Origin of the sequence: Sphingopyxis sp. Root154, from assembly GCF_001427105.1 — a bacterium.
Taxonomy (GTDB): Bacteria; Pseudomonadota; Alphaproteobacteria; order Sphingomonadales; family Sphingomonadaceae; genus Sphingopyxis.
Map to the genome: position 1 here is coordinate 416118 of NZ_LMGI01000003.1, position 21568 is coordinate 437685.

Annotated in this window: 14 protein-coding genes; 13 read left to right on the top strand and 1 reads right to left on the bottom strand. The window is 62.6% G+C overall.

Going from position 1 to position 21568, the window contains the following annotated elements; translation table 11 throughout:
• The 3 genes from ASD73_RS17530 (at window position 1) to ASD73_RS17540 (ending at window position 4706) form a co-directional block, all read left to right on the top strand.
• A complete protein-coding gene (locus ASD73_RS17530) occupies window positions 1–864 on the top strand; it encodes an acid phosphatase (protein ID WP_082521662.1) in 864 nt (287 codons plus the stop codon).
• The gene (locus ASD73_RS17535; RefSeq protein WP_056374421.1) at window positions 861–1757 is read left to right on the top strand and encodes an ROK family protein; all 897 of its coding nucleotides are present in this window, start codon (window positions 861–863) and stop codon (window positions 1755–1757) included. Before ASD73_RS17530 ends, ASD73_RS17535 begins: the two co-directional genes overlap by 4 nt.
• A gap of 132 nt (window positions 1758–1889) precedes the next feature.
• The gene (locus tag ASD73_RS17540) at window positions 1890–4706 is read left to right on the top strand and encodes a TonB-dependent receptor plug domain-containing protein (RefSeq protein ID WP_162248172.1); all 2817 of its coding nucleotides are present in this window, start codon (window positions 1890–1892) and stop codon (window positions 4704–4706) included.
• 286 nt (window positions 4707–4992) lie between these two features.
• Here the strand turns inward: ASD73_RS17540 and ASD73_RS17545 are convergent, their stop codons facing one another.
• On the bottom strand, window positions 4993–5934 hold the full coding sequence (locus ASD73_RS17545) for a LysR substrate-binding domain-containing protein (RefSeq protein WP_156377449.1): 942 nt from the start codon (window positions 5932–5934) through the stop codon (window positions 4993–4995).
• Window positions 5935–6051: 117 nt separating this feature from the next.
• On the opposite strand from ASD73_RS17545, the gene ASD73_RS23445 reads away from it, so the two are divergent.
• The 10 genes from ASD73_RS23445 (at window position 6052) to ASD73_RS17595 (ending at window position 21464) form a co-directional block, all read left to right on the top strand.
• Complete coding sequence (locus ASD73_RS23445; RefSeq protein WP_056374428.1) at window positions 6052–6369, top strand: cupin domain-containing protein; 318 nt, start codon at window positions 6052–6054, stop codon at window positions 6367–6369.
• Window positions 6370–6416: 47 nt separating this feature from the next.
• Window positions 6417–7277 (top strand): MBL fold metallo-hydrolase, encoded by an 861-nt coding sequence (locus ASD73_RS17555; protein ID WP_056375214.1) that lies wholly within the window; start codon window positions 6417–6419, stop codon window positions 7275–7277.
• A 4-nt stretch (window positions 7278–7281) separates the two neighbouring features.
• A complete protein-coding gene (locus ASD73_RS17560) occupies window positions 7282–8445 on the top strand; it encodes an epoxide hydrolase family protein (protein WP_200934975.1) in 1164 nt (387 codons plus the stop codon).
• A gap of 95 nt (window positions 8446–8540) precedes the next feature.
• Entirely contained in the window at window positions 8541–9173 is a 633-nt protein-coding gene (locus ASD73_RS17565; protein WP_056374431.1) for a LysE family translocator, read from the top strand.
• Window positions 9174–9596: 423 nt separating this feature from the next.
• Window positions 9597–10274: a winged helix-turn-helix domain-containing protein gene (locus ASD73_RS17570; protein WP_056374433.1), complete on the top strand. Its 678-nt coding sequence runs from the start codon at window positions 9597–9599 to the stop codon at window positions 10272–10274.
• A gap of 82 nt (window positions 10275–10356) precedes the next feature.
• Window positions 10357–11319 carry a sensor histidine kinase gene (locus ASD73_RS17575; RefSeq protein WP_156407336.1) on the top strand — a complete coding sequence of 321 codons (963 nt, stop codon included), beginning with the start codon at window positions 10357–10359 and terminating at the stop codon, window positions 11317–11319.
• Window positions 11320–11481: 162 nt separating this feature from the next.
• Complete coding sequence (locus ASD73_RS17580) at window positions 11482–12237, top strand: LuxR C-terminal-related transcriptional regulator (protein WP_235534569.1); 756 nt, start codon at window positions 11482–11484, stop codon at window positions 12235–12237.
• A 330-nt stretch (window positions 12238–12567) separates the two neighbouring features.
• Window positions 12568–18285, top strand: coding sequence for a peroxidase family protein (locus tag ASD73_RS17585; protein ID WP_056374439.1), 5718 nt, complete (start codon window positions 12568–12570; stop codon window positions 18283–18285).
• A 66-nt stretch (window positions 18286–18351) separates the two neighbouring features.
• Window positions 18352–20106 (top strand): type I secretion system permease/ATPase, encoded by a 1755-nt coding sequence (locus ASD73_RS17590; RefSeq protein ID WP_056374442.1) that lies wholly within the window; start codon window positions 18352–18354, stop codon window positions 20104–20106.
• A complete protein-coding gene (locus ASD73_RS17595) occupies window positions 20103–21464 on the top strand; it encodes an HlyD family type I secretion periplasmic adaptor subunit (protein WP_056374444.1) in 1362 nt (453 codons plus the stop codon). Before ASD73_RS17590 ends, ASD73_RS17595 begins: the two co-directional genes overlap by 4 nt.
• The last annotated feature ends 104 nt before the right edge of the window (window positions 21465–21568 follow it).

Sequence of the window (21568 nt, forward strand, 5' to 3'; positions counted from 1 at the left end):
ATGCCGAAACGGATCAAGGCTTCACTGGGCGCGGCGCTCGCCCTGGCTTGCGCCGCTGGCGCGGGCAGCGCCGAGCCGATCGCGGGTTATCTCGCGCCCGACGAGTTCGGCGTCGTGGATATTGTCGAGCCCGCGCCGCGGCCCGGCGACCCGCGCTACGAGACCGATCGCGAAATCTTCCGGGCGACAAGGGCATTGATCGGAACGCCGCGCTGGGCGCTCGCGACCAGCGACGCAAGGCTCGACACGGCGTCGCTGCTCCGCGACTTCAGCTGCGCCGCCGGTGTCGCGCTCACGCCTGAGGAGGCGCCGAGGCTCGCCCGCCTGCTCGATCGCGCCAGCATCGACACCGCGCGCGAAACCGACGAAGCGAAAGCGGTTTTTCAGCGCCACCGTCCCTATACGATCGACGAGGGTCAGATATGCCAGGCCCGCGAAGAACTTTATGACGCGAAGGCCCACCGCGTCAGCTATGATTATCCGTCGGGCCACACGACGCGCGGCTGGACCTATGCGCTGGTGCTGGCGTCGCTGGCCCCCGACCGGGCGCAGCGGATCCTCGAGCGGGGACGCGCCTATGGCGACAGCCGCTTCGTTTGCGGCGCGCATAACGAGAGCGCGGTCGAGGCCGGAATGGTGTCGGCGACCGCGACAATGACCGCGGTCGCGGGCAAGCCGGCCTATCAAGCCGAGCTGGCCGATGCGCGCACCGAATTGGCCGTGCTGCGCGTCAGCGGAAAGCCGCCGCAGGGCTGCGCCGCCGAAACCGATCTCCTCAAAGAGCGCGTGATGCCGCATCTTTCGACCAACGGTGACCGTCAAGCCGCGATGGGCGCCCCCGGGATGCAGGGAAGCAACCGATGACGGGCCCCTATATCTTCGGCCTTGAGCTTGGCGGGACGAAATGCGTCGCCTTGCGAGCGGAGGGGCATCATATCGTCGAGGCGGTCCCGATCCCGACGACCAACCCCGGCTCGACGCTCGGCACCGTCGATGAATTGTTCGCACGGTGGCGGCGCGAGCGGCAGCCGGACGCGCTCGGCATCGCCAGTTTCGGGCCTGTCGGCGTCGATCGTGGCCGGTCCGACTGGGGGTTCGTGCTCAACACGCCGAAGCCGGGCTGGGTCGGCACCGATATCGCCGGACGCTATCGGCGCCTTCTGGATGTTGAGATAGGCTTTGACACGGATGTTAACGCGGCGGCGCTGGCCGAGACGTTGTGGGGCGGCGCGGCCGATACGTCGTGCAACGCCTACATCACGCTTGGAACAGGTATCGGCGTCGGCTGCGTGGTGCGCGGGGAGCCTTTGCACGGATGGCTGCACCCCGAATTTGGACATCTGAAGGCGCGGCGCATGCCGGGCGACGATTTTCCGGGGAATTGCCCATTTCACGGCGACTGTATCGAGGGACTGATCTCAGGGCCGGCGATCGCCAAGCGAAGCGCTATGACCGGCGAGCAGGTCGAAGACGCGCATCCTGTCTGGAACGGCGTCGTCCACGATCTCGGCGAGTTGCTCGTCGGCCTCATTCTTGCCCTGTCGCCCGAACGGATCGCGCTCGGCGGGGGAATCGTCTGCGCGCGTCCCTGGCTGGTCGAACGGGCGCGCGGGGCGGTGATCGCCTCGCTAGGCGGCTATTTTGATAATTTATCTAGAGATATCAATAGAATGATCGAAGTTACCGCGCTTGGGGATCGCGCCGGCCCTTTGGGCGCCATCGCGCTCGGGATGACCCGGCTCGCGACCTGCAAATAATATCCGCTTGAACAGATCCCGGCGAAAGACCGGCGATCCATTACCAACATGGAGGGGTTTCCTATGACGTCCAGAGCTTCAATTGTACGCGCCTGCCTGTCAACCGCGATTGCCGCGCTGGTGGCATCCAATATGGCCCATGCCAGGGCGCAGGAGGTAGCATCGCCCGTGCAGGACACCAGCGATGGGGGCCAGGCAGACGCGAGCGAAGCCATCGTCGTCACGGGGTCGCGCATTGCGCGCCCCGAAATCGACTCGGCCATGCCGGTCAGCGTAACCAGCATGGACGAGGCATTCGATCTCGGCCGCATCAGCGCTTATGATGCGCTGACCCGCGATCCCGCGGTGGGGCTGGGTGTCGGCCTCAACAGCAGCTTTGGCCAGAATTGGGATGGCGGTGTTGCTTCGATCAATCTCCGCAACCTGGGCACCAATCGCAGCCTGACCCTGATCGACGGCCAGCGGCGGGTCTCGGGCTCGGCGCGATCCTCGGCGGTCGACATCAACATGATCCCTGCCGGGATGATCGACCGGATCGAGGTCGTCACCGGCGGTGCAGCCGCTATCTATGGCGCCGACGCCGTCACCGGCGCGGTCAACATCATCACCAAGCGCAACATCGACAAGACCACGCTGATGGCGACTGGCGGCATTTCGCAGCAGGGCGACGGGTCGGAATTTCAGGTGTCGCTGGCGACCGGCGGCAAGTTCGCCGACGACCGCGGTTCCTTTACCTTCGGCGCAACCTATTCGAAGACAACGCCGCTGATGATGCAGGACCGCTACAGTTGGGATGACCAGCCGCTGTACCTGCCCAATCCCGCCAACACCGGCATCGGCGACGGCATCCCAGATCGCGTCACGCTCTATCACTATCGTCAGATCTATTATTCTTACGAGCCGACCTTCTTCCTCAACAACAAGAACTATATTCTCGATGGCAATAATGTCCGCGAAGCCGTGCACGACGTCTATTACGGCCGGGGCGAGTTTGCGCTGGGCGACGGCGGCGACGGCCGTAACCTCGAAGACCAGCGCCAGCTACGCGGCGGTCAGCAGGCGCTCGCGGTCATGGGGCGCTACGATTATGAGCTGACCGACGCGATCGATTATGGCGGCTATTTCTCATACGCGCGCACCGAATATCGGGGCACCGCCTCGCCCTATCGCGACGACAGCCGCGCAACCTTTCTCGGCGGCGCGGGCGGGTCAGTCGCTTCTCTCGACAATCCCTATCTGCCGGATTCCATCCGGCAGGTGATGCTGGCGAACAATCTGACCAAGCTCAGGATCTCGCGGACCTTCGGCAATTTCCCCATCCGCACCGACGATCATGATCGCGACACCTTTACCTTCGGTCAGACGCTCGGCGGCAAGCTCACCGACAATTTCCGCTGGCAGGCTTTCGCCCAATATGGCCGCGCCGTGGATAATGTGACCACGCGAAACATTCCGTACAAGTCGCGCTGGATCGCCGCGCGCGACGTCATCGCCGATCCCGTGACCGGCGCGCCGATATGCCGCGATGCCGCAGCACGGGCGGCGGGCTGCCTGCCGCTCAATATTTTCGGACAGGATGCGCCGAGCGAGGCGTTGCTCAATTATGTGATGGCGGATCGCAAGGAACGACGCGTCAACACGCAGAAGGTATTCGGCGCCAGCGTAAACGGCGATCTCTTTGCATTGCCCTATGGCGACGTCTCGATCGCGGTCGGGACCGAATATCGCGTGGATACGCTCAAGACGCGAGACGATCCGCTCGCGCTCACTGGCGAGCTGGTCTATTCGAGCGGCCCTGCCGCCCACCCCGAGCTTGACGCCAAGTCCAGCGTGACCGAATTCTACGGCGAAGTCGTCGTTCCGGTGCTCCGGGACCTGCCCTTTGTGCACCGGCTGGAGGTCGAAGGCGCCTATCGCTATTCCGATTACAGCACGGTCGGCGGCACCCATACATGGAAGGCGGGCGCGACCTGGGCGCCGATCGATGGTCTGACCTTCCGCGGCGTACGATCACGCAGCGTGCGCACGCCCAACTTCGGCGAGCTCTATGAAGCACAGATCATCACCCAACAGGGTTCGATCGACGATCCCTGCGAACTCGGCGCCTATTATGCCAGCGCGACGCGGGCTGCCAATTGCGCGGCGCTCGGGGTCACCACCCCGCTACCCGACGTCAAGGTCGGTCCGTGGGTGACGACCGGTGGTAATCCGGATCTGAAGCCCGAAACCTCAAACAGCCTGACCCTTGGTGTCATTTTCGAACCGAAATTCCTTCCCGGGTTCGATCTGACCGCGGATTATTGGAGCATCGACATCAAGGATGTCATCACCCAGTTCAACTATTCGCGCCTCCTCTATCTCTGCGTCGACCTGCCGACGATCGACAATCCTTTCTGCAAGCTTTCGCAGCGCGAGGCGCCGCTGGGTAATCCGGTGTCGATCACCTCGACGCAGGTGAATGCCTCGCGCATGTATGCGCGCGGTATCGATGTCGGGGCCAACTACCGGGCGTCGCTTGGCGGTGGGCAGCTGCGGCTCGGCTTCAAGGGCAGCTATCTGCTCGAAAATGTGACCGAGACGACGCCAGGCATTTCGGCCGGCGACGTCATCAACGACGGAGGCTGGCAGAATCCCCGTTTCCGCGGGACGTTGCTCGTGTCGTACAAGACTGGCGGCTTCAACATCAGCCTCGACACCCGCTTTATCAGCGCCAGCAAATATGAAGAGAATGTCGACTCGCCCGAATCCTATGACGACAATAGCGTCCCGTCGCGGCTCTATAACGACTTGGCCCTCAGCTTTGATATCGATGACGACCATATGGTGGGTTTCGGCGTCAGGAACATCGGCAATGTCAAGCCGCCCTATATGCCGACGCTCTACTACAACAGCAGCATGTACGATATCGTCGGACGCTACTTCTATGCCAATGTGAAGGTCAGCCTCTGACGACCATACCAAGGCGCCCGGGAAGCTCGCACGGCTTTCCGGGCCTGCCGATCATCGCATAGTCTCGCGAGCTTCGCGTCGTAGCGGAACGGCAATTGCAATGCCCGCTCCGCATGATTCACACCTAAATGCCGACCGACCGCCAACGGCCCGCTACAGAATTGGGTTTCACCCGCCCCGAAGTGTCGGTTTGCCCTTTGTACGGCTGGTTAAATGGAATAGTCGGCAGCGGTCGCAGCGGTACGTCTGGAGTCGAATGCCGAAGTTGTCGCACTGACCTGCGAAGCTAATTGCCCTGCGCGTCGAAGGCTTGCGCGGCAATTTCGGGAAAGGCGCCATTGAAATGCGCCGTGGCTTCAGCACCGATTGATCTTAATTCGTCAATCAGCGCGAGTACGTCCGGACGGCGTTCGCCCGCACGGACGGCGATATAATGTGCGCGCATGCTCAGTATGGCGGGAAAGGGCAGCGCCTGCAGGCTTTTGTCATAGAGTGCCGAGGCCGCCATCGGCGCGCGCAGCAAGATCACGCCAAGTCCCTGGCGGCTGGCTTCGATCGCGACATCGTGATCAAGAAACTGGCGCTTCGACCCCAATAAGGTTCTTTGTATCCCGGCACGACGGCCCCATTCCTGCCAATCTGAGCTGTCACCGTCGATTAATAATGTCTCTTTCATCAGGTCCCGCGCTGAAATTCCGGCCAACCGCGCCGCAAGTTCGGGTGTGGCGGCGGGAATCGCGATGTCGGGGAAGAGGAGATGTGTATCGACACCGGGCCACGATCCGGTGCCATACCGCACCGCGATATCCATATCCCGGTTCTGGACTTGCGCCATCCGATGTTCGGGAATGATTTCTATCGTGCGTCCGGGGGCGATCGCTTCGAGGCGGCGTAGCCGCGGCATCAGCCATAGCCGGACCATCGATGGAAGCGCGGAAATGCGGATGGCGCCGGGATCGCGTCGGCTGCCAAGTTCGGACCGAAGCGCTTCGATCGCATTTAGCGATCGCTCGGCGCGGCGCAGGAAGATAGTGCCTTGGGGTGTCGGCCGAACGCCGCGACCGAGCCGTTCGAATACGGGCGTTCCAAGCCACTGTTCAAGTGAAAGTATCCGGCGACTGACAGCGCCATGCGTTATCCCCAGCCGTTCCGCTGCAGCGGTCATCGAACCTGTCCGGGCGGCTTCTATCGCAGCGATCAAGGCCTCTGAAGGCGGGATATTCAACAAGTTCTACTCCTCTGCCCGATGACAAGCGGTGAGTTTTATGCACCGAAGCATGTCGCCTGATAAACTATCTGCACGATCTCCCGATACATAGAATGGCGGCGATCGGAGAAGAAATTCATGTTCCAGCCAAAAGGGCTCACGCCCGTTTCATTCGACAGTTGCGAAGCAATCGTTATCGGTCCCGGGTGCATTCGACGCGATCTGCCCTCGCGTCCCGGCGTCCGCACATGGATTGTCGAAATGGCGCCCGGCAGCGAATGGCCGCATGTTGACCATCATCAGGGTGGGGGCGAGGACGTCTTCATTCTCGATGGAGAAGTTATTGAGGGCGACCAGCGGTTCGGTGTCGGCACCTACCTTCATTTCGATCCCGACAGCCAGCATCAGCCGCGGACGGAGACAGGCGTGCGGCTCATCGGTTTCAACCTCCTGTGATCTTGCCCTCGCCATACCGCATCGGCGAAAGCTCAAGCCGGCGGCAAATGATCTGCGGCGCCATTGGTGCTGCAGCGATCGTCGCATCGTCGGGGCGCACCGCAGCGCGCGCGGCGACGCCGCCGCAGCAGCTGCGTGTTCAACGTCTGGCCTGGGCGGGCATGCGCCTTCAGCTGCCTGCCGCGACGTTGTTCATCGACCCGCTGATCGATCCGGCTGTCTGGGGGGCTGCCCTTTCCGACAAGCTGATTGCCGTGGATGATCCGGTCGGCGAGAGTATCGTCCTGATCACCCACAGGCATTCGGATCATGGCGACGCGGCCGCCATTGCAGCAGCGCTGAAAAATGGCGGGACGTTGGCATATGCCGCCGGGACGCAGCCTTTCGGCGGGCTTCCAGCCAATGTGCGCCAGCGGTCGTGCCCCCTTTGGGAGCCGCAAATCTTCGGCGATTTTACCGCGACTCCGGTTCCCGCATCCGATGGTTATGGCGATCTTCAGGTTTCATGGGTCGTATCAGGCGGCGGACGCAGAATATTTCACGGCGGCGACACGATGATGCACGGTGGCTGGTGGCGGGTAGGCCGGCAGTTCGGTTCTTTTGACGCTGCGTTCCTGCCAATCAACGGCGCTGCCTTTTCATGGCGCCAGCCGGCGACGGACGAACCCGCCGTGCTCACGCCAAAACAGGCTGTCGCCGCGGCTGCGATCCTCGGTGCGGAGCGGATCGTGCCGATCCATTACGGAGTTGTTGGCGCCGACGGCTACTCGGAGGTGCCTGATCCTCTGGGCGCTTTACATGATGCGAGCCGGCCCGGTGGATCATCCGTGACCGTCCTGAAACCGGGCGAGTGGTTGAACTGGCAAGCGCCGCCTCTGTCGGATCGCTCGCCTCGCTTGCCGGGATAAATCATTGTCCTGCTTTGAAATAAGTCCCTTCTCGCTGGCAATCGCAGAAGATGTCCTTGTTGATTTGCGGCATCGTCTACGCGCCACCCGCTGGCCCGACGAAGTGAGTGCCGAACCATGGCAATATGGTCCCCCGGTCTCATACATGCAGGATGTCGTTCGATACTGGCTCGATCGATATGACTGGCGACAGCAGGAGGCGCGGATTAACGGATTTCATCAATACACCACCGAAATCGATGGCCTCGCGATTCACTTCATTCACGAACGAGGCGTCGGGCCGGAACCGATGCCGCTGGTGCTTACCCACGGCTGGCCTGGAAGCTTCGTGGAGATGTTGCGGATCATTCCGATCTTGACCGATCCCGTGGCCCATGGGGGCCGCGCCGAAGATGCGTTTACCGTCGTTGTTCCCTCGATACCCGGTCACGGCTTTTCCGCCCGTCCAACCAGACCGGGCATGAACTATTCGGTGGTTGCCGACATGTGGGTCACGTTGATGGAGCGGCTCGGTTACAGCCGGTTCGGGACACAGGGAGGCGACTGGGGGTCGTGGGTCAGCGCTGCGCTGGCGTTGCAATACCCGGACCGCATTCGCGGCCTGCATCTGAACTATCTGTCGACCCGCTTCCGACCCGGGATAAGTTCATCGGACCCGCCCGTGAGCGACGAGGAACAAGTCTATCTCGACCGCGTGGGTAAGTGGGCTGAGACCGAAGGCGCCTATATCGCAATACAGTCGACCAAGCCGCTGACCCTTGGGTATGGGCTCACCGATTCCCCTGCGGGGCTCGCGGCATGGTTATTGGAAAAATTCAGATCGTGGAGCGATTGCGTTTCGGTTCCAGACGAAGCCATTGCATTGGATGAGCTTTTGACGAATGTGATGATCTATTGGGTAACCAACACGGCCCATTCCGCAGCGCGCTTCTACAGCGGGTCGCGTGAGCGTCCCTTTCATCTCGCGGCCGGTGAAAAGATACTGCCGCCATGCGGCGTTGTTACCCTGCCGCGCGAATTGCCTATGCCGCCACGGAGTTGGGCGGAGCGTGCCTTCAACATCGTTCATTGGACCAGCTTGCCACGGGGAGGGCATTTTGCTGCCTTCGAACAGCCCGAGTTGCTTGCCGAGGATATCCGCGCCTTCTTTCGCCCTCTTCGAGTGTGACCCGCCGATTCATTTCACGACAGATTGTCTGGCGGGAGTTCAGCGGGATCATCGGAGAGGCATTTCCTTCGCGCATCCTTTAATGGAGTGGGCCTATGCCCGAGATGACCAGCCTGCTGACATTCGCCGCCATCGCTCTCGGTATGGTCCTGACGCCGGGGCCGAATATGGTCTATCTCATATCGCGGTCCATCGCTCAGGGTAAGGCCGCGGGCCTGATTTCTCTGGGCGGCATCGCGCTGGGTTTCGTTTTCTACATGCTTTGTGCGGCGTTGGGCATCACCGCCCTCGTGATGGCAGTGCCTTTTGCCTATGACGCGATCCGCATCGTCGGCGCCCTCTATCTGCTATGGCTCGCCTGGCAGGCGGTCCGCCCCGGGGGGCGCTCGCCCTTTGAGATCAGGAGCCTGCCTCGGGACGGCCCGCGCAAGCTTTTTCTCATGGGATTTCTGACCAATCTGCTGAATCCCAAGATCGCCGTGATGTATTTGTCGTTGCTACCGCAGTTCATCGATCCGGCACGTGGGAGCATATTGGGGCAGGCGCTTGTTCTGGGGATGACTCAGATCGTCATCAGCGTTTTCGTCAACGCCGTAATTGCGATCTCCGCAGCGTCGATCGCAGTGTTTCTGACGCGGCGTCCGACATTCGCCATCGTCCAGCGCTGGATGATGGGAGCAGTACTCGCCGGCCTCGCCGTCAGGATGGCAACGGAGGCGCGCCGATAACCTGTCACGGCGGGGTTACGCGTAGCGCGAGCGGATATGATCCCATAGGCGTTCCGCTACGGGGCCATGCGCGCGGTCGCGGAGCCTCGACGCCGTGAGAGTTTCCACCTTGCCCGGCAGATGCCGTCCGCCGACCCGGACGAGCCGCCCCGCTTAACGCAGCTTCCCTCACTTGGAATTGTTTGTTCGCGGTGCGACCGGAAGTCAGCGGGATAATTCCGGTTAGCGGAAGGCCCGGCATTCACAGTTTGATTGGCGGCGTTCCTGCCAACTGCATCGATGATGCTAATGTAGGCCTTCTTGATTTCGCGAATAATGAGTTCATACTCGGCGGACCGGCAACAGCTTCCCTTGATGCGGGGGTTCGTTTTGGGGGCGTGCCTGGCGATGACCGTGGGGGGCTCCGTTGCCGATTGGTGCGACATGCGTGTCCTGATTGTAGAGGACAACGACCGTTTGGCGGGGCTCGTTTCGCATGGCATTGCTCAGCATGGATTCAGCGGGGACGGTGTCGGGAATATCGACGAAGCCGAGGCCGCTCTTGCCAGCGTGACATATGATGCGATCATTCTGGATCTTGGGCTGCCGGACGGTGACGGGCTCGAATGGCTGCGCCGCGAACGGCCGGGCCACCCCCTGCCGCCCGTTCTGATCCTGACAGCGCGCGACGGAATGGGGGATCGGGTCGCCGGCCTTGATGGCGGAGCGGACGACTATCTGGTCAAACCTGTCGAAATCGAGGAACTCGCCGCCCGCCTTCGCGCGCTCCTGCGCCGGCCGGGAACCCGCAGTCCGCCGGTCATCAGGGCCGGGAAGCTGGCGTTCGACGTGGCAGCGCGGACGGCGCGAAGCGGCGATCAAGCCATCGAATTGACCCGCCGCGAAGCCGATTTGCTGGAACTGCTGATCCGCCGGGCCGGGGCGGTCGTGCGCCGATCGACCATCGAGGAAGCGCTGTACCGGTTCGACGAACCGGTTACGCCCAATGCGGTCGAAGCCATTGTGTCCAGACTTCGCCACAAGCTCAGCGATGCCGATGATCCCGACCGGCTCGTGACCGTCCGCGGAATGGGCTATCTGCTCCGGGACTACGGGGATTAAGGCGCCGCATTCCGTATCCCGTCGCCTGACGCGCGGTCTTGCATGGACGGGTGTGTTTGGCGGTCTTGCGCTGATCATTTTCGTGAGCTTCGATGTCGAGGTCATGCTCGAGCAAAAGTCGGCGTCGGATGGCTGGCGTGGCGAATGGCTCGAAATCGCGGAACATGTCGTCCTGCCGCTCCTCCTGCTTATGGTGCCGATGTTCTTCGCGGTCAGGTGGGTCATTCGGACATCGCTCGCCCCGCTTGGCACGGCAGCTGCCCGCATGGATTCGGTGGTAGGCACCGATCGCGGTTTTCGGGTCAGTCTCGAGGAATTTCCTCTCGAAACACAGCCGTTCGCGCGCGCGCTGAACGATCTGCTGGCGCGCCTCGACGACGTTGCGGAGCAGCGCGAAGCCTTTGCCGCCAATGTCGCCCACGAACTGCGGACGCCGCTGGCGATCCTGATGATCGAACTGGACCGGCTGGGTTCGCCCGATGCTCTCAGGCTCAAGAAGGACGTCGCCGCGATGAAGCGGCTTGTCGGTCAGATCATGATGATGGCGCAGGTGGAGGCCCATGTGGCGCGCCCCGTCCCCCACGATATCGTTTCGCTTTCCGACGTGGCGATTGACGTGACCAACCGCTTTGCGCCGCTGGGGGCGGAGCAGGGCAGGCATGTCGCGTTGGCGGTCGAGGGCGAACCCATGGTTTCGGGAATAAGGGAAACGCTTGCGGCGGCGGTGTCGAACCTCGTCGAGAATGCGCTGCGGGTGACGCCCGAGGGCGGGACGGTCGTGATCTCGGTCGGCCCGGATGCCCGAATTTGTGTCAGGGACGAGGGGGGTGGCTTGTCGGCTGCGGACCTTGCGGCGCTCAGCCAGCGGTTCGCTCGCGCCGATCATGCGAACGCTGGCGGAGCGGGGCTGGGCCTCGCGATCGTGGCGCGAATTGCCGAAATCCACCATGCCAGGCTGGTGACAAATCCTGACCGAAAAGAAATTGGGCTGTTATTTCAAGGCGTCCACCAAATTGCTGAACAATCCGATCGTCAGCTAAGTTAACCGTCAGGTTGGCGTCAGCTTAGGCGCATAGTCTTAACGAGACCGATTCGTTTCTTAACAAAAAGAGTGCCTTCTCGCACGGGTCGCGGCGGCGGGAAGGGGGTCAAGCGGGCGTATGTTTGTCGGCGCGTGCCTAGGCAAGTACCCGTGGGGGGCAAATCCGTGGCGAAGGAAATAGGTGAAATTTTGGTTGCGGATAGCCATCCGCTTTGTCGCGAAGGATTGACCACACTTTTCGCGCGAAATCTCGGCCTATCCGATCTGAGCGAAGCCTGGGACTTTCCGTCCGTCATCGCTCGACTGGCGTCGCGGCGTTCGATTGATCTTGTGACGATCGATCTCGGCTTGCCGGGAATGCACAAGCGCGAAGGCTTGCGCGATCTGCGCGTCAAATATCCCGACGTCCGCGTCGTCGTCGTGACCGCATCCCGCGACCGCGAGATGGTGCTCGACGCGCTGGGGGCTGGCGTCCACGGCTATATACCAAAAGATTATCCGGTCCACGAGATGGCGGACGCCTTGCTGAAGGTGCTGGGGGGGCAGATATATGTCCCGTCGTTCCTTTCCGACCTGCATGCCCGGAAGGCGAGCATCGCCGACGACGACGGCGGGGCGCACGAGACGGCGCTGACGGGGCGTCAATTCGAGGTTCTGAACCTCCTCGCAGCCGGGCGCTCGAACAAGGAAATCGCGCGGCTTCTGAGCATCGCCGAGGGAACGGTGAAGGTTCATATTGCCGCGGCATTTCGCATGCTGGGTGTGCACAACCGGGTCAGCGCGGTCGCCGTGATGCAGGCGCGGGCGTATAATGACAGCGCGGACGAGACATATCTGCCCGGCCTTCTCGAAGAGAAGCGGGGAAGGCCGATGTTGCAGCGCAATTTTAGCGGCGTGTCTCAAATCTCGTACCGGCGCTGAGCCAGGCTTCGTCGCCACCGGCCGACCATTTTCGTCGCCGCCTGAAACCAGCCTCCCTCTCTTCTTTTTCCATGCCCGCCCGTCGCGGGCCCTTTGGTTTGCGTCTTGCGCGAGCACCTATATCAAAAGTACTATATCGATTGTGACATCGTTATATACCGCGTGAATATAGAAAGGCGGGAACGTAGTAGGTCGCCAGTCCAACTCGACGGCGACACAATATAAGACTTAGCTTGCAACCTCAAAATCCGCAGATCGACCGCGTATCGCGAGTCGAAGACCGCGCCGGCAGGTGGGCGGCGTGGGCGGGTTTACTGCAGGGAGGTAAGCATGGTTACGTATATCCGCAGCGATCTCGAATTCATTCTTGATCAGATCAAGATTGCCGAAGCGCATGCTGCAGGGCAGCCGCTTTACGGACCGGGCGGACTTGTCCCGGCGTACAATCTTTCTTTCGGATTGCGCACGGTCGATGGAAGCAACAACCATCTACTCCCGGGTCAGGAAAAATGGGGGGCGTCCAACGTGCCGTTCCCGACGCTGCTCGATCCGGTTTACCGACCGGCCGACGGCACGCTTTTCGACCCCGATGGGCCGGGACCGGCTCCGGCGATGCCGACATCGCCGAACTATAATCCGTCGAACAACCCGAACTCGCTCGTCTTCGATAGCAGTCTGAGGACGATCTCCAACCTGCTGGTCGATCAGACGCTGGGCAATCCCGCCGCCATCCTGGAAGGACTCGATCGCGCGGGCAGCGCCGATCCGTTGGGCGATCTGCCAGCGATCACGGCCATCTATCAAACCTTCAAACCCGCCTCCGACGCCGAATATCAGGCACGCGTCGTAAAACAGAACGCGCAGACGGCGGCGACCGTCGCGGACGATGGACTGCCAGGCGACACGCCCGCCGAGGTCGCCGCGCAGGCCGCCCTAGCCGCCGCGACCGCCGCGCATGACCTGACCGTTGCCGATCTGGAGGCCGCGCGCGTCGTCCGCGACGCGGCGCTCGCGCCATATGGGCTCGAGATGGACGGCGACAACGTTCATCTGCCGAACATTTCGCCCGACGGCGGCCTGTCGGCCTCGTTCAACTCGTGGTTTACCCTGTTCGGCCAATTCTTCGATCATGGTCTCGATCTCGTCAACAAGGGGGGCAGCGGCACCGTCTTCATCCCGCTCCAGCCCGACGACCCGCTCTATGTCGAGGGAAGCCAAACCAACTTCATGGTGCTGACCCGCGCCACGGTTTCAGCGGGCACCGACGGCATCATGGGAACCGCCGACGATGTGCGGCCGGTCAATACGACCACCTCTTACGTCGATCAGAACCAGACCTATGCTTCACACGCGTCGCATCAGGTGTTCCTGCGCCAGTATGAAGTGAACGCGGCGGGCCATCCGGTTGCGACGGGCAAGCTGATCGAGGGCGCCGGCGGCTCCCCCGGCGGCATGGCGACTTGGGGCGAGGTCAAGGAACAGGCGCTGATGCTCGGCATCCTGCTCACCGATCAGGACGTGGGCAAGGTGCCCTTGCTGCGGACCGACGCGTACGGCAATTTCATCCCCAACGCCGCGGGCTATGCGCAGGTGATCACGGGCGTCGGCGTCGACGGGATTCCGAACACCGCCGACGACATCGTGATATCGGGCACGCCGGGCGCGCCGGTGGGTCTTGCCACCGCGATCCGCACCAACAGCGCGTTCCTTGCCGACATCGCCCACACCGCGGTGCCGAATGGCATTGAGGATGGCGATATCACGATTGGCCTGCAGAATCCGGGCAACAACCCGCTGGTTTATGACGACGAGCTGCTCGACGCGCACTTTATGGCGGGCGACGGCCGCGTGAACGAGAACATCGGCCTGACCGCGGTCCACCATGTGTTCCATGCCGAGCATAACCGCCTGGTCGAACACACCAAGGAGGTCGTTCTGGCTTCCGGCGACCTTGCGTTCCTCAACGAATGGCTGGCGGATGACGTCGCGTCGCTGCCGACCACCCCGGCTCAAGTCGCGGCGCTGGTATGGGACGGCGAACGCTTGTTCCAGGCCGCGAAATTCGGCACCGAGATGCAGTATCAGCATCTCGTGTTCGAGGAGTTCGCGCGCAAGATTCAGCCGCAAGTCGACTTCTTCATCGTGCCCGACGGGTTCGACACGACGATCAATCCCGACATCGTCGCCGAATTCGCGCACGTCGTCTATCGCTTCGGCCACTCGATGCTGACCGAAGATATCTCCCGGTTCGGCCCGACCTTCACGCCCGACGACATCAGCCTGATCGATGGCTTCCTCAATCCCACGGCGTTCAACGGAGTTAACGGCGTTATCGCGGACGGGTTGGCAGCGGGCGACATCATCCGCGGTATGACCCGTCAGGTCGGCAACGAGATCGACGAATTCGTCACCAGCGCGCTGCGCAACAATTTGTTGGGCCTGCCGCTCGACCTCGCGACGATCAACCTTGCCCGCGGACGCGATACCGGCGTTCCCTCGCTGAACGCCGCGCGCCGCGAATTCTATGAGGTGACCAACAATGATGCGCGGCTGAAACCCTATGAGAGCTGGGTCGACTTCGCCGGTAATCTCAAGAATGAGGCGTCGATCATCAACTTCGTCGCGGCTTATGGCACGCATTCGCTGATCACCGGAGAAACGACGGTAGAGGGCAAGCGTGCCGCGGCGATGGCGATCATCTTCGGCACCGATCAGACAGTGCTGGGCGATCCCGACGATCCGCTGGACGATCGCGTCATCCTGGCGGCCGATGCGCCCGATGCGTTCGACTTCCTCAACGGCGAGGGGGCCTGGGCGAGTGGTCCGAACGGAGTCACCACCACCGGCCTCGACAATGTCGATCTCTGGATCGGCGGTCTTGCCGAAAAGATCCTGCCCTTTGGCGGCATGCTCGGCTCCACCTTCAATTTCGTCTTCGAAGTACAGATGGAGCAGCTGCAGAACGCCGACCGCTTCTATTATCTCCAGCGTCTCGACGGCCTGCACCTGTTCAGCGAGATGGAAGGCAACAGCTTCGCCGGGATGATCATGCGCAACACCAATGCGACGCATCTTCCTTCCGACGTCTTCTCGACGCCCGGACTGATCCTGGAGGTCGACCCGACGCGCCAGTTCAACGATCTGGACGGTGACGGCGATCTCGAGAGCACCGACCCGACCGGCGGCGGCATCTTGACCCCGCTTGTCGTTCGCAACAACCCCGGCACCGTCGGTCCCGACACAAACTATCTTCGCTATACGGGCGACGAGCATGTGGTTCTGGGCGGCACCGAGGGCGCCGACATCATCATCGCCAGCGAAGGCGACGACACGATCTTCGGTGATGGCGGCAACGATACGCTCGAAGGCGGAGCTGGCAACGACATCATCAATGCCGGGGCAGGCGACGACGTCGTCCGCGACATCGGCGGCGATGACAATATCAAGCTCGGCGACGGCCATGATGCGATCAACACCGGACCCGGCCTTGACCTGGTGCTCGGCGGGCGCGGTCAGGACTTCATCGTGCTCGGCAGCGACGCCGGGTCGGAAGTCTTTGCGGGTGAAGGCAATGACTTCATCCTCGGCAACATCACCGCCGAACGCATCCTCGGCAACGAGGGGGACGACTGGATCGAGCATGGCACCTTCGACGGCGCGCCCGGCGACAATTTCGACGAAATTTTCGCGCAGGACGGTGTCGTGGGCCATGACGTGTTCTTCGGGCTCGGCGGCTTCGACGAGTTCATCGCTGAAGGCGGTGACGACATCATGGTCGGCAGCCCGGGTCGCGCCAAGATGGCCGGCATGTCCGGTTGGGACTGGGCGATTTATAAGGATAACATCGCGGGCACCGACGCCGATCTGACGCGCGGGATCGTGTTCGACGAGAATCCGACGCCGCCGCCAAATGCGACGCAGGACGCCTATGAAAGCGTCGAAGGGCTGTCGGGGTCGCGGTTCAACGATATCCTGTCGGGTTCCAACATCACCGCGGCAGAACGCGCGCCGTTCGATCCTGACCCGGCGATCAGCGGGTCGGAAGGATATACGGGAAGCAACCTCGACGCCGCGGGCATCGCGCGGATCGCGGGTCTTCAGGCCGTCGTCGGAGCGGGTGTCACCTCGTATAACGCCGGCGACATCATCCTCGGCGGCGATGGCAGCGACCTTATCCGCGGCAATGCCGGCGACGACATCATCGATGGCGACAAATGGCTGAACGTGCGGATCAGCGTTCGCCAGAATATCGGTCCCGATGGCGGCACCGGCGCGGAAATCGCCACGGCCAACAGCATGACCGAGCTGGTGACGCGGATGTTCAACCGGACATTCAATCCGGGACAGCTTGTGATTGTCCGCGAAATCCTGACCGACACCACGGCGGGCGACACCGACATCGCCGTGTTCTCGGACCTCAGGGCCAATTACGACATCACCTATAATGCCAATGGCACGATCAGCGTGGCGCATGCGCGCGGCACGCAGCTCGACGGCACCGACAATTTGCGCAACATCGAACGCATGCGCTTCTCGGACGTCGAGATCGCGGTCAACCAGCCGGCGACAGGCCAGCCCGTCATCAGCGACCTGACGCCGAGGGAAGGGCTGCAGCTGACCGTCAATACGGCGGCGATTGCCGACCCGAACGGGCTCGGCGCCTTCAGCTACCAATGGCAGCAGTCGGTCGACGGTGTCACCTGGGCCAATATCGCCGGGGCGACCGCTGCGACGTTCACGCCCGACGACAATGCCGGACTCGTGTTCGGTGATCAGGCCGGGCTTCGACTGCGCGTCGCGGTGAACTTCACCGATGGCGGAGGTACGGCCGAGCAGGTCATATCCGCCGCGACCGGACCGACGGGGGTCAACTGGGACGGCAATGGCGCCAACAACAGCCTGGTCGGCACGGCCGGCGACGACACCGGCGACGGTGGCGGCGGCAATGATACGCTGTCGGGCAACGACGGTAATGATACGCTGAATGGTGATGGCGGCAACGACACCGTCACCGGCGGTCTTGGCAACGACGCGCTGACCGGCGGGGCAGGAAATGACACGCTGACCGGCGGCGCGGGCAACGACACGATCAACGGCAATGGCGACAACGACGTCGCGGTGTTCGCCGGACCGGTCGGAAACTACAGCGTCACGACCACCGGAACGTCACTTGTCGTCACCGACAACACCGGCGCCGAGGGCGTCGATACGGTGAGCAATGTCGAAACGCTGCGGTTCAATGGCGTCAACTATGCGGTTGTGGCCGGAACCGGCGGCAACAATAACAACCTCAATGGCGCCGGTGGTGCCGCGGGCTCGCAGGCGGTGTTTGGATTTGCTGGCACCGACACGATCAACGGTGGTGCCGGCAACGACATCGTCAATGGCGGCGACGGGACCGATACCATAACGCAGACCGGATCCACCGGTGGCCGGGATCTGGTCGATGGCGGCGCGGGCACGGATACATTCGTGCTCAACGGCGTGGCGGGAGCGGAAACCTTCCGTATCTATGCCCGGGCCGCAGCCGAAGCTGCGGGCATAACCGGACTGAATGCCAACACGGAAATCGTCGTCACGCGCAACGGCACCGGAAACGCGCAGATTGTGGCCGAACTCGACAACATCGAGGAGATCAACGTCAACGCGCTCAACGTGTCGTCGCCGGGAGGCGTCCCGCCGGGCGGATCAGGAGTGAACGGTGGCGATACGATCCTCGTCATCGGCGATTTCAATCCGACCAGCCTCAACTTCAATACGATCACCGTCAACGGTGGCCGGGGCGCCGACACGGTCGATATATCCGGACTGACGTCCGACCATCGGCTCGTATTCAATACGGGCGGCGGCGCGGATCAGTTTGTCGGTGGTACTCGGCCCCAAGACGTCATCAACTCCTCCAATGGGAATGGCAACGGCCACGGCGGCGGTTCCGCCCATCAGCAGGACAATCCCTTCCAGATGATCCGGGCGCTGATCGACGACTGGATGGAAGTGCACGGGCGCCACGCCCGGCACTATTTCGACATGGATTATCCCTTTGCATAACCAGCTTGGCGCCGGGACCTCCCCCCCGGCCCGGCGCCACTTTTTCGATAATAAGGGAGGATTTGCATGCGACTGTTCTGGATGCCCGTTCCACCGGCATTATCAGAAGCCGTCCGCGCCTGTCGGACTCACTTCATCCTCGCAGCAACATTCAGTGCGCTGATCAACATTCTCTATCTCGCACCGACCATCTACATGATGCAGGTCTATGACCGGGTTGTGCCGACCAACGGCGTATTGACACTAGTTTTCATCACCGTCGTCGTGGGCGTCGCGATCGCCACGCTGTCGGCGCTCGATGCGATCCGTATGCGGCTGATGGCACGCGCGTCGCTGCGCCTCGACCGATTGCTCTCGGGCGAGATATTGGACCGGCTGCTCGCGCGGTCGCGCGCGGGCCCCGGCGACCCTTCGACCCACCAGGCGATGCGCGAATTCGACCTGCTGCGCCAGTCGCTTGCCGGACCGGCGGCCACCGCCTTGTTCGACGTCCCGTGGACGCCCCTGTATCTCTTGGTGGCCTTCCTCATTCACCCGCTTTTGGGATTGCTGGTGCTTGGCGCCGGAAGCGTGCTGGTCACGCTTGCGATCGCCAACGAAAGGCGCAGCAAGGCAAAAGCCGAAGAGGCGCATCATGCCAATGCGGCAGCGTATGAATCGCACGAGGCGATGTTGCGCAAGGCCGAGATCGTGCGTGCGCTCGGGATGCGGCGCGCGCTGGTCTCGCGCCATATCCAGCAGCGCAGCGTCGGCCTGAACGCCGTGGCCGACCTCCAGTTTTCGGGCAGCCGCTACAATTCGCTCGTCAAATTCGTGCGGATGTTCATGCAATCCTTCGCGCTGGGCGTCGGTGCCTGGCTTGCCATCAACGGGCAGATTTCGGTGGGCGCGATCATCGCCGCCTCGGTGCTGCTCAGCCGTGCCCTGCAGCCGATCGAGCAGCTGGTCGGCTTGTGGCCGAATATCGTCCAGTCGCGTCAGGCGATTCAGACGCTCGGCAGGCTGTTCGATCAAGCAACCGGTCCGGTGGTACGCACCACCTTGCCCGATCCGGAAGGGCAGGTGGAGCTTCAGGGCGTTGTCGTCCGTAATGCCGACGGCAGTGCGATCCTGCTCAAGAATATTTTCCTGAAACTCGCCCCCGGAGAGGTGCTGGGTGTTGTCGGCCCGTCCGGGGCGGGCAAGACGACCCTCGCGCGTGTTGTCGCCGGCGCGCTGCCGCCCGACCTCGGCGAAATCAGGATCGATGGCGCCAGTATGGCCGATTGGGATCCCGAAGAGCTTGCGCAACATATCGGCTATCTTCCTCAGGATTGCGGCCTTCTCCCCGGAACGATCAGCGAGAACGTCTCGCGCTTCGGTGCCGCGCGCGGTATTCCGCAGACGGAGGTTGACGAGGAGGTCGTAAGGGCTGCGCGCATGGCCGGCGTCCACGAGATGATCCTGCATCTGCCAGGCGGTTACGACACCTGTATCGAAGGGAATGGCCACAGGCTGTCGGCGGGACAGGCGCAACGCGTCGCGCTGGCGCGCGCGCTCTATGGTAGCCCGCGCATCCTCGTTCTCGACGAGCCGAACTCGGCGCTCGACAGCGATGGCGAGGAAGCGCTGTCGCGGGCGATTGGTGCCGCGAAGCTGCACGGCGCGGCGATCATGATCGTCGCCCATCGCGCCGCCGTCCTGGCCAGCGCCGACAGGCTGGCGATCCTCGCCGACGGCGCGATCGTCGGTGTGGGGCCACGCGACGAAATCCTCCAGGCGCTGCAGAATTCCGCGGCAAAGCAAAATGTCGTTCCCATCCATGAAGGAGCGCGGCCATGACCGATATGACCTGGAAGCCGCCGATCGGCGGCGGTCACCCTTCGGGCCATGACTCCGCCGACCGACCGCATCGCGAACTGCGCATCGGCGGCCTTATCGTGGCCTTCTTCTTTGTCGGCATGCTCGGATGGGCGTCGCTGACGCCCCTCGACGCCGGCGCCTATGCGCCCGGCGTGATTGCGGTGTCGGGCAGTCGCCAGGCGGTCCAGCACCGCGAAGGCGGCATCGTTACCGAGCTTCACGTCGTCGAGGGGCAAACAGTGAAAAAGGGCGAGCCGCTCCTCACGATCTCGGCATCGGAACTGGTTGCGGCCGAACGCGGACTGACTGGCGAAGTCATCGCCTTGCTGGCGCAGCGCGCGCGACTGGTGGCCGAACTCGGCGGCCTGCGAAGCGTCGCCGAACCGGCAGAATTTGCCTCGCTGGCGCCCGAAAACCGGGAACTGGCCGCCGAAGCCTTGCGCGGCCAGCGCCAGCTTTTCGAAGCGCGGCGCAATTCGGTGCATACACAGCGCAACGTGTTGCGCCAGCGGATGCGCCAGCATTCGGAACAGATCAACGGATACAGCTATCAGATGAATTCCAACAAGGTGCAGCAACAGTTGATCGGCGACGAGCTGCAGGGGTTGCGCACCCTGCTTCCGAAAGGCTTCGTATCGATCAACCGGGTCCGCAGCATGGAACGTTCCGCGGCCGAACTCGATGGCTCCTATGGCGCGTATCGCGCCGACATCGCCCGCTCTTCGGAAGCGATCGGCGAAGCGCAGATGCAGATGGTCGGCATCGACAAGCAGATGCTCGAGGAAGTGGCGACGGCGAAACAGGCGGGGCAGGTCCGTCTCGACGAACTCCAGCCTAAGCTGATCGCCGTGCGCGAACAGCTGGCCCGGTCTACGGTGCGCGCTCCGGCAGAAGGCCGGGTGGTGGGGCTGAAGGTTTTCACAGTCGGCGGCGTCGTCGCGGCGGGCGACACGCTGATGGAGATCGTACCGCAAGACCGTGCGCTGGTCATCGATGGCAAGGCCTCGCCCACCGATGCCGACGATCTTGCGCCGGGGATGGAGACCCAGATCCGCTTTCCCGCGTTGCAGGAACGCAACCTGCCGATCCTCGTCGGTAAAATATCCAAGATTTCGGCTGACAGCTTCGAGGACGAGCGTTCGGGCATGCGCTATTTCAAGATCGAGCTGGTCGTGCCGCCCAGCGAACTTGCGAAACTCCGGCGGGTTCGCGAGGATGGGGGGCTTCGTGCCGGCCTGCCCGTCGACATCATGATCCCGCTGCGCAAGCGGACGGCGCTCTCCTATCTCATCGAACCGCTCACTCAGACGCTTTGGATGGCCGGGCGCGAGAATTAGGCGCCGGCTAACCAGCTGCGACATAATTCTTCGTCCGCCGGGCGATCCGGAATCATATTGTAATTGCGAATCGTTCTCGATAATGGCCGTGCATCCTTTTGTTG